The sequence below is a fragment of the Trinickia sp. genome (assembly GCF_051961175.1).
GTDB lineage: Bacteria > Pseudomonadota > Gammaproteobacteria > Burkholderiales > Burkholderiaceae > Trinickia.
In genome coordinates this window covers 1-8,241 of the sequence record NZ_JBQCDN010000271.1, presented here as the reverse complement: position 1 = coordinate 8,241, position 8,241 = coordinate 1, and the positions used below count along the sequence as shown (strand labels likewise).

Here is an 8,241-nt window from a genome sequence, read left to right as displayed (position 1 = left end):
GCGGCGTTTGCAGCGGGTTGGCCGGGATGAAGTTGTTCGATTCGAGAAAGTAGCCGCCCATCTCCGGCGCGAAGAACAGGATCGCCGCGAACACCAACAAGAACACGCAGACGCCGAAGAAATCGTGAACAGAGTAATACGGATGGAACGGAATGCCGTCGAGTGGCTTGCCGTTCGGGTCCTTCTTGGCCATGATCTCGATTCCATCCGGGTTATTCTACCCCACTTCGTGCAGCGCCACGATATGGACGAAGACGAGCCCGAGCAGCAAGAGCGGAATGGCGATCACGTGGAATCCGAAAAAGCTATTCAGCTAGATGTCCGACACCACGTAATCCCCGCGGATCCACAGCGACAGATCGGGGCCGACGAACGGAATGGCCGAGAACAGGTTCACGATCACCTGTGCGCCCCAGTACGACATCTGGCCCCACGGCAACAGGTAGCCGAAGAACGCTTCAGCCATCAGGCACAGAAAGATCGCGCAGCCGAAGATCCATACGAGTTCGCGCGGCTTGCGGTATGAGCCGTACATGAGCCCGCGGAACATGTGCAGATAGACGACGACGAAGAACATCGACGCGCCCGTGGAGTGCATGTAGCGGATCAGCCAGCCCCACGGCACCTCGCGCATGATGTATTCGACGGATGCGAACGCCAGCTGCGAATCGGGCTTGTAGTTCATCGTCAGGAAGATGCCCGTGACGATCTGATTCACGAGCACGAGCAGCGCCAGCGAACCGAAGAAGTACCAGAAGTTGAAGTTCTTGGGAGCGTAGTACTCGGATAGGTGCGCCTTCCAAGTCGACGTCATCGGGAACCGCCGGTCGATCCAGCCGGCCAGGCCCGTCGTTTCCACCTGCTTTTCCGTTGTCGCCATTTACGCCTCTCCTTCTTCGTCTTTGCCAATCACGATCGTCGTCGGCGACGTGAACATGTAGCGGGGAACGTCGAGGTTCTGCGGCGCGGGCTTGTTCTTGAAAACGCGGCCGTCCAAATCGTAGGTGGAACCATGGCAAGGGCACAGAAAGCCGCCTGGCCAGTTGTCGGGAAGATTGGCCTGAGGGCCAGGGGTGAAACGAGCCGTGGGCGTGCAGCCGAGGTGCGTGCAGACCGCCACGACCACGAGAATATTCTGATGATCCGTGCGGGACCGGTATTCGTTCTGCGCGTACTTCGGCATCGGCATGGAGAACGGATTCTCGGACTTCGGATCGGCCACTTCGCCGTCGGCCTTCTTGACGTCGGCCAACATGTCCTGCGTGCGATTGAGAATCCACACCGGCTTGCCGCGCCAGGACACCGTCATCAACTCGCCGGGCTTCAATCCGCTGATATCGACTTCGACAGGCGCGCCGCCCGCTTTGGCCTTCGCCGATGGCTCTAAGGAGTCCACAAAAGGTATGACGGCGGCAACCGCTCCACAGCCGCCTACTGCGGTCGTCGTAATCAGCCAGGTACGGCGGCTGCTGTCGACGCGTTCCTCTTCTATATCTCGCATCACACGCCCCACTTCTGAGTTGGATTTCGGTTACCGCTTTTGTCACCGCCGCTAGTTTGCGCGAATGGAGTCGGCATTTACAAGAGCCGTCCGGAAAAAACCGTGCGAAGCGTTGATTCTTAAGGGTTTCCCCGCACCTCCCGCGGCCCGCCGGCCGTCACGTTCTCATTAAGCATTTCATTTAGCGGCATGCTTATTGCGGTAAACGCGAAGCATGCCATTCAAAACGCAAAAAAAGCCGCGCGCAAATTCCCCGCTTTCCGAGGAATTGCGGCAGCGCGTCACACAGGATTATCGATATCGATAAAAAGATGCTCAATATCGAAGCGCTCCGACAAGTGGGCACCCAGCGCCTGCACCCCATAACGCTCGGTGGCATGATGCCCCGCAGCAAGGAATGCGACGCCGCTTTCCGCGGCAATATGCGTGATCTGCTCAGAGATCTCGCCGGTCAGGTAGGCGTCCGCGCCGGCGTCGATCGCCGCCTCGAAATAGCTTTGCGCCCCACCCGTGCACCAGGCGATCCGGCGCAGTTCGGAATCGGGATCGCCCAGCAAAAGCGGCGTGCGCCCGAGCGTCTGTTCCACCTGCGCGGCGAAGTGCGCCAGCGTGACGGGCATCGGCAAGGTCGTCATCCAGCCCAGGGAATCCGCGCCGAAACGGGCGTCGCCAATCAGCCCGAGCCGTGCGCCCAATTGGGCGTTATTGCCGAATTCGGGGTGATCGTCGAGCGGCAGGTGATAGGCGAACAGGTTGATCTCGTGATCGATCAACTGCTTGAGCCGACGGTATTTGCGCCCCGTGATCTGCGGTGCCTCGTTACGCCAGAAGTAGCCGTGGTGAACGAGGACGGCATCGGCGCCCCATTCTGTCGCGGCGTGCAAGAACGCGAGCGAGGCGGTGACGCCCGTCGCGATCTTTTCGATGCGGCGCCGCCCTTCCACTTGAAGGCCGTTCGGGCTGTAGTCCTTGAAACGACCGATATCCAACATGTCGTTCAAGTACAATTCAAGTTCGATCCGATCCATAGAAACCTCGATTCTTCAAATGCTTAGACGCTTCTGGTTGCTCTTCGCCCAAGCGGTGACGGTGCTGCTCGCACTTTTGTTCATCGTTGTGACGCTCAAGCCGCAATGGCTGCAGCATCAGGGGCAATTCGGCAAACAGCTTGCCTCCCCGATCGTCGCATTGCGCGAAGTGGCACCCGGGTCCGGTTCGGGGCCCGCGATAGCCTCGTATGCCGATGCCGCGCAAAAAGCCATGCCGGCGGTCGTCAACGTGTTCTCCGGCAAAGCCGGATCGACCCCGCCGAATCCGCACGCGAAAGATCCGCTGTTTCGTTACTTCTTCGGCAACCCTAAAAACCAGCCACAGGATAAGCAGCAGCCCGAGGACGAGACGGCGACGAACCTCGGCTCGGGCGTGATCGTCAGCCCGGAAGGCTACATTCTAACGAACGAACATGTCGTGGACGGGGCGGATGAGATCGAAGTCGCGCTGGCCGACGGCCGCCGCACGAACGCCAAGGTGATCGGGGTGGATCCCGAAACCGATCTGGCCGTGCTCAAGATCAACATGACGAGCCTGCCCTCGATCACGCTCGGCCGCATGGATCAGGTGCGCGTGGGCGACGTCGTCCTCGCCATCGGCAACCCGTTCGGTGTGGGTCAGACGGTCACGATGGGCATTATCAGCGCACTGGGCCGTAACCACCTCGGCATCAATACGTTCGAGAACTTCATCCAGACCGATGCCCCGATCAACCCCGGCAACTCGGGCGGCGCGCTCGTCGATTCGAGCGGCAATCTGCTTGGGATCAATACGGCGATCTACTCGCGTTCGGGCGGCTCGCTCGGCATCGGCTTCGCGATCCCCGTTTCGACGGCGCGCAGCGTGCTCGAAAGCATCATCACGACGGGCTCGGTCACCCGTGGGTGGATCGGTGTGGAACCGCAGGATGTAACGCCGGCGATCGCCGAATCGTTCGGGCTCGAGCAGCGCGGCACGATCGTGGCCGGGGTGCTGCAGGGCGGCCCGGCGGACAAGGCGGGCATCAAGCCGGGCGATGTCCTGCTCGAAGTCAACGGCCAGGACATCAGCGATACGACGCGGCTCTTGAATCTGATCGCGCAGATCAAACCCGGGACTCAAGCCCACGTGAAGCTGATGCGCAAGAAGAAGGAAATGGATGTTCTCGTCACGATCGGCAAGCGTCCGCCGCCGCCGAAGCAGGCCGACAGCAATCAGGACGATGGCGGCGACGATTCGCAGCAGGAGTAGGCGGCGGCGCTGAGGCGCAGCCAGGGCACTAACTCGCCGCGCCTTCTTCCTCGGCCACCGGTTGATCCTTGCCGACGATCAACCGCGCCGCGATGATCCCGGCCTCATACAGAATGATCAGCGGAAGCGCGAGGATCAACTGCGAAAAAACATCGGGCGGCGTCACGACGGCTGCCACGATGAATGCCCCCACCACCACATACGGGCGGACGCTACGCAGCTTTTTGATGGTCACCACACGCATCCGCACAAGCAGCACCACGATGATCGGCACCTCGAACGTGACGCCGAACGCGATGAACATCGATAAGACGAAACTCAGGTAATTGTCGATATCGGTCGACATCTGCACGTCGAGCGGCGCGTTGTAATGCGCCATGACGCGAAAGATCGTCGGAAACACCACGAAGTAGGCGAACGCCATCCCGCACAGGAACAGGAGGTAACTGCTGCCGACGAGCGGCGCCACGAGCTTCTTTTCGTGTTGATAGAGCCCGGGCGCAACGAACGCCCAAATCTGATAGAGCACGATCGGCAACGCGATGACGAGCGCCACGAGCATCGTCACTTTCACCGGCACGAAGAACGAACCGGTGACGTCGGTCACGATCATCCGCCCCCCTTTCGGGAGATTTTCCATCAGCGGGCGCGCCAGCAGCTTAAAGATGTCCGTCGCCCAATAGACGAGCCCGAGAAAGACGATGATGACGGCGGCGCCCGCCTTGATGATACGGTCGCGCAACTCGACGAGATGCGAGATGAACGTCTCTTCCGCGCCTTCGTCCTGTTTGTGCTGGGGGTCGCTCACACCGGCCCTTTTAATGAAATCGACGCACGAAGCGTCGAAAGATCGAAAGTGGAAAGCCGTCGATGGGCATGAACGGCTTCAATCAAAGAAAGCGTCGCTGCTTGCGCAGGCTCGCAGGCGTATGACGCGCCACGCGTGCGGCTCCCGACTGCACATGCGTGCGCCGGCCGACAGCACGCTTGTACCAGACCGGCGCAGCCGTGCGCTTGGTGCGCCAGCTCACGCGCTTGACGGTGGGTGGCGCCGTGGTACGCCACGGGGATGCCGTCTCCCAAGCGCGGCTATCGCCTGCCGCAGGATCTCCGGCAACCGCGCCGCCGGCGATGCTCGGAGAAACGGACGTGCCGTTGCGGAACGCTTCGTTCAGTTCCGTTTCGTGCTTGCGCAGGTTGTCGTGAATCGAGTTTTCGACGTTGCGCGCAGCCGATTCGAAATCGGTCTTCATCTGGCGCAGGTGATCGAGCTCGATCTCCCGCGCGACCTCGGCCTTGACGTCGTTGATGTAGCGCTGCGCGCGACCGAACAGCGCACCGGCCGTGCGGGCGACACGCGGCAGGCGCTCGGGGCCGAGTACGACGAGCGCGACTACGCCGATCAGCGCCATCTTCGTCAGTCCGAGATCGAGCATGAGAGGGACCTGGTCGTCCGTTATCGGGTTATGCGGTTGTTCTAGGCTGCTGGTGCGTCGATTCGCCCGCGCGCCGTGCGGCGGGCGGCCCCGGTTCAGCGGTAATCGTTAGAACGCGTCTTTTCCTTGGCTTCGACGTCGATCGTATTCGAGCGCGGCAGCTCGCGCCGTTCGCCGTCGGCCGGCGGGGTGGGTGAGGACGGCGTGTCGGCGTCCTTCATACCCTCTTTGAAGCCCTTGACCGCGCTGCCCAAATCGCTGCCGATGCTGCGCAGGCGTTTCGTACCGAACACGAGCGCCACGATCAACAGCACGATCAACCAGTGCCAAATACTGAACGAACCCATGAGAATCTCCCAAGCCTCGCCACCGCGCCGTGCGACGGCAAAAATACCGGCCTTGCGACCGTAATTGGAACGCTAACCCGCCCACGCTCCCTGTCGATCGATGCGGCAGCGGGGGGCGCCGCGCCTTACGTTACCCCATCCGCTTCCACGGACGCGGACCGGCGAGAATGTGCGCATGCAAGTGATAGACCTCCTGCCCGCCGCCCGGCCCTGTATTGATGACCGTGCGAAACCCCGTATCGCCGCCGGTGTACGCACAGCCGAGTTCGTCGGCCAGCCGCGCCACCAGAATCATCATTTTACCAAGCAGCGGCGCATCGCTTTCGCCGCAATTGGACAGGGTATCGACATGTTTTCGGGGGATGACGAGGACGTGCGTCTCCGCAGCCGGATGAATATCCTTGAAGGCGACGAACTCTTCGTCTTCATGAACCTTCGTGCTCGGGATCTCGCCCGAGGCGATCTTGCAGAAAAGGCAGTTCTCGTGACTCATGGTCTTCCTGTTGGCGAAGCGAATACGCGGCGCGCCCTCGCAATCAAACCCACGCCCGCGGCTCGAGCGGCTTGTTCTCGTAGAGATACAGCCAGCCCTTCACGACACGGTACAGCATCCAAATTGATACGGCCGCCAGCACGACAACGCCGATGATGACATACACGAGCGCCGCGCCGATCACATACCCGAGCAGCCCGAACCAAAACGAACGGATCAGCCACGTGATATGCGCTTCATAGGGCGTGCCCGCCGCATCGTCGCGCTTCAGATAGGCAATGATGACCGCGACGACGATCGAGAGACCGCCCGTGAACCAGTGCACCGCAAAGAGCCCGTAAAGGATGTGCGTCAGCGTGCGCAGGTCGCCCCTCGCCTCGGGCGAGGGATAGGAGACGGGCATACCGGGTCGTTCTTCCATCATCGCTCTCCATCGCCGGGCCACGAATACCCATGCACACGCTTGGGCATGCGCCGGCTCAGCCGCCGTTTTCCTCGCGGTCGCGACGCTTGCGCATCGCCTTTTCCTCGATACCCGAGAGCCCTTCGCGCCGCTCCAGTTCAGCGATGACGTCCGCGGGGCTCAGATCGTAGTGCGACAGCATGACGAGGCAGTGAAACCAGAGATCGGCCACTTCGCCAACGAGCGCGGAAGGGGCGCCGCCTTGGCGGACGTCCTTCGCGGCGAGCACGACTTCCGTCGCCTCTTCGCCGATTTTCTTGAGCACGGCGTCATCGCCCTTGTGAAACAGGCGCGAGACGTACGAGACCTCCGGATCGCCGCCCTTACGGCCGTCGATGACGGCGGCCAGGCGCAGCAGCGTGTCTTGCGTAGTCGTAGTCGTGGGCGTGGCCGTGGAGCCCGTGGCCGTCGTTTGCGTGGGTTGCGTCATCGGTAGATCTGTTCGGGGTCTTTCAACACGGGATCGACGGCGACCCAATCGCCCTCCTCCACCGTGCCTTCGAATTTCTGGAAAAAGCAGGCGTGGCGCCCAGTGTGGCACGCAATGCCCGACACTTGCTCGACCTTGATCAACACCACGTCCTCATCGCAATCGAGCCGCACTTCACGCACGTGCTGGACGTGCCCCGACTCTTCGCCCTTGAACCACAGGCGCTGGCGCGAGCGGGAAAAATACACGGCGCGGCCCGTCTCGATCGTCTTGGCCAACGCCTCGCGATTCATCCAGGCAAACATGAGCACGTCGCCCGTCGCGGCTTCCTGGGCGATGACGGGCACGAGCCCGTTGTCGTCCCATTGCACCTTGTCGAGCCAGTTCTTTTCTGCGGGAGCGGTCATCGTATTGCCTCACTGCCTCACGGGGATGCCACGCTCGGCCATGAAGCGCTTGGCTTCGCCGACGGTGTGTTCGCCGTAATGAAAAATACTCGCGGCCAGCACGGCATCGGCACGGCCGTCGACGATGCCGTCGGCCAGATCCTTCAGCGAGCCGACGCCCCCCGACGCGATCACCGGCACGGGCACGGCATCCGACACCGCGCGCGTGAGCGCAAGATCGAACCCGCTTTTCGTCCCGTCGCGATCCATGCTCGTCAGCAGGATCTCGCCCGCGCCGTACTCGGCCATCTGCCTGGCCCATTGCACCGCGTCGAGCCCCGTGGCCTTGCGGCCGCCGTGCGTGAAGACTTCCCAGCGCGCCGGCTCGCCCTCGCCCGAGACGCGCTTGGCGTCGATCGCGACGACGATGCATTGCGAGCCGTATTTCTGGGCGGCCTCGCGCACGAGTTCGGGCCGGGCCACCGCCGACGAGTTCATGCTGACTTTGTCCGCGCCCGCGTTGAGCAGCCGCCGCACATCTTCGACCGCACGCACGCCGCCACCCACCGTCAGCGGGATAAAGACCTGAGCCGCCACCGCTTCGATGATCGGCAGAATCAGATCGCGTTGATCGGACGTGGCCGTGATGTCCAGGAACGTGAGTTCGTCGGCACCTTGCTCGTCGTAGCGGCGCGCGATTTCGACGGGATCGCCGGCATCGCGCAACTCCACGAAGTTGACGCCTTTGACGACGCGGCCAGCGGTCACGTCCAGACAGGGAATGATGCGTTTAGCTAGAGCCATGATGGTGCAAATGCCGCTAAGTGGGCCGGCTGCCGCGCCCCAGAACGGCAAAAAACCTGGCGGGCGCGGAGTTCCCACCCCTCAGGCCCCCGCCCGGCCAC

Annotated in this window: 11 protein-coding genes and 1 pseudogene; 1 reads left to right on the top strand and 11 read right to left on the bottom strand. The window is 62.1% G+C overall.

The genetic code is table 11. The annotated features are described in order from the left end of the window. The 3 genes and pseudogenes from ACTHL0_RS16020 to ACTHL0_RS16010 form a co-directional block, all read right to left on the bottom strand. Positions 1 to 880, bottom strand: a pseudogene (locus ACTHL0_RS16020) (cytochrome b); the annotation flags it as partial. Then, positions 881 to 1,501 (bottom strand): ubiquinol-cytochrome c reductase iron-sulfur subunit, encoded by a 621-nt coding sequence (gene petA / locus ACTHL0_RS16015; protein ID WP_440567791.1) that lies wholly within the window; start codon positions 1,499 to 1,501, stop codon positions 881 to 883. A 281-nt stretch (positions 1,502 to 1,782) separates the two neighbouring features. After that, positions 1,783 to 2,529 carry a Nif3-like dinuclear metal center hexameric protein gene (locus tag ACTHL0_RS16010; protein WP_440567790.1) on the bottom strand — a complete coding sequence of 249 codons (747 nt, stop codon included), beginning with the start codon at positions 2,527 to 2,529 and terminating at the stop codon, positions 1,783 to 1,785. A 19-nt stretch (positions 2,530 to 2,548) separates the two neighbouring features. Here ACTHL0_RS16010 and ACTHL0_RS16005 point away from each other — a divergent pair, with 19 nt between their 5' ends. Continuing rightward, positions 2,549 to 3,781, top strand: a complete 1,233-nt coding sequence (locus ACTHL0_RS16005; RefSeq protein ID WP_440567789.1) for a Do family serine endopeptidase — start codon at positions 2,549 to 2,551, stop codon at positions 3,779 to 3,781. 28 nt (positions 3,782 to 3,809) lie between these two features. Here ACTHL0_RS16005 and tatC read toward each other — a convergent pair whose 3' ends face one another. From tatC to hisF, 8 genes are all read right to left on the bottom strand, one after another. After that, entirely contained in the window at positions 3,810 to 4,589 is a 780-nt protein-coding gene (tatC, locus tag ACTHL0_RS16000) for a twin-arginine translocase subunit TatC (RefSeq protein WP_440567788.1), read from the bottom strand. Positions 4,590 to 4,671: 82 nt separating this feature from the next. Continuing rightward, positions 4,672 to 5,217 carry a Sec-independent protein translocase protein TatB gene (gene tatB / locus ACTHL0_RS15995; protein WP_440567787.1) on the bottom strand — a complete coding sequence of 182 codons (546 nt, stop codon included), beginning with the start codon at positions 5,215 to 5,217 and terminating at the stop codon, positions 4,672 to 4,674. Positions 5,218 to 5,312: 95 nt separating this feature from the next. Next, positions 5,313 to 5,564 (bottom strand): Sec-independent protein translocase subunit TatA, encoded by a 252-nt coding sequence (tatA, locus tag ACTHL0_RS15990; RefSeq protein ID WP_440567786.1) that lies wholly within the window; start codon positions 5,562 to 5,564, stop codon positions 5,313 to 5,315. Positions 5,565 to 5,694: 130 nt separating this feature from the next. After that, on the bottom strand, positions 5,695 to 6,057 hold the full coding sequence (locus tag ACTHL0_RS15985; protein ID WP_440567785.1) for a histidine triad nucleotide-binding protein: 363 nt from the start codon (positions 6,055 to 6,057) through the stop codon (positions 5,695 to 5,697). Between the two features lie 43 nt (positions 6,058 to 6,100). Beyond that, positions 6,101 to 6,478 carry a DUF4870 family protein gene (locus ACTHL0_RS15980; RefSeq protein WP_440567792.1) on the bottom strand — a complete coding sequence of 126 codons (378 nt, stop codon included), beginning with the start codon at positions 6,476 to 6,478 and terminating at the stop codon, positions 6,101 to 6,103. Between the two features lie 58 nt (positions 6,479 to 6,536). Further along, complete coding sequence (locus tag ACTHL0_RS15975) at positions 6,537 to 6,950, bottom strand: phosphoribosyl-ATP diphosphatase (RefSeq protein ID WP_440567784.1); 414 nt, start codon at positions 6,948 to 6,950, stop codon at positions 6,537 to 6,539. Continuing rightward, a complete protein-coding gene (gene hisI, locus ACTHL0_RS15970; RefSeq protein WP_440567783.1) occupies positions 6,947 to 7,357 on the bottom strand; it encodes a phosphoribosyl-AMP cyclohydrolase in 411 nt (136 codons plus the stop codon). The genes ACTHL0_RS15975 and hisI overlap by 4 nt, the downstream gene beginning before the upstream one ends. A 9-nt stretch (positions 7,358 to 7,366) precedes the next feature. Further along, positions 7,367 to 8,140, bottom strand: coding sequence for an imidazole glycerol phosphate synthase subunit HisF (gene hisF / locus ACTHL0_RS15965; RefSeq protein ID WP_440567782.1), 774 nt, complete (start codon positions 8,138 to 8,140; stop codon positions 7,367 to 7,369). Positions 8,141 to 8,241 lie beyond the last annotated feature (101 nt).

Bases quoted from the DNA above. Each gene is read 5' to 3' on its own strand.
- ACTHL0_RS16010 (WP_440567790.1), bottom strand. From the start codon at position 2,529: ATGGATCGGATCGAACTTGAATTGTACTTGAACGACATGTTGGATATC.
- tatA (WP_440567786.1), bottom strand. From the start codon at position 5,564: ATGGGTTCGTTCAGTATTTGGCACTGGTTGATCGTGCTGTTGATCGTG.
- ACTHL0_RS15985 (WP_440567785.1), bottom strand. From the start codon at position 6,057: ATGAGTCACGAGAACTGCCTTTTCTGCAAGATCGCCTCGGGCGAGATC.
- ACTHL0_RS16005 (WP_440567789.1), top strand. From the start codon at position 2,549: ATGCTTAGACGCTTCTGGTTGCTCTTCGCCCAAGCGGTGACGGTGCTG.
- hisI (WP_440567783.1), bottom strand. From the start codon at position 7,357: ATGACCGCTCCCGCAGAAAAGAACTGGCTCGACAAGGTGCAATGGGAC.
- ACTHL0_RS15980 (WP_440567792.1), bottom strand. From the start codon at position 6,478: ATGGAAGAACGACCCGGTATGCCCGTCTCCTATCCCTCGCCCGAGGCG.
- hisF (WP_440567782.1), bottom strand. From the start codon at position 8,140: ATGGCTCTAGCTAAACGCATCATTCCCTGTCTGGACGTGACCGCTGGC.
- ACTHL0_RS15975 (WP_440567784.1), bottom strand. From the start codon at position 6,950: ATGACGCAACCCACGCAAACGACGGCCACGGGCTCCACGGCCACGCCC.
- petA (WP_440567791.1), bottom strand. From the start codon at position 1,501: ATGCGAGATATAGAAGAGGAACGCGTCGACAGCAGCCGCCGTACCTGG.
- tatB (WP_440567787.1), bottom strand. From the start codon at position 5,217: ATGCTCGATCTCGGACTGACGAAGATGGCGCTGATCGGCGTAGTCGCG.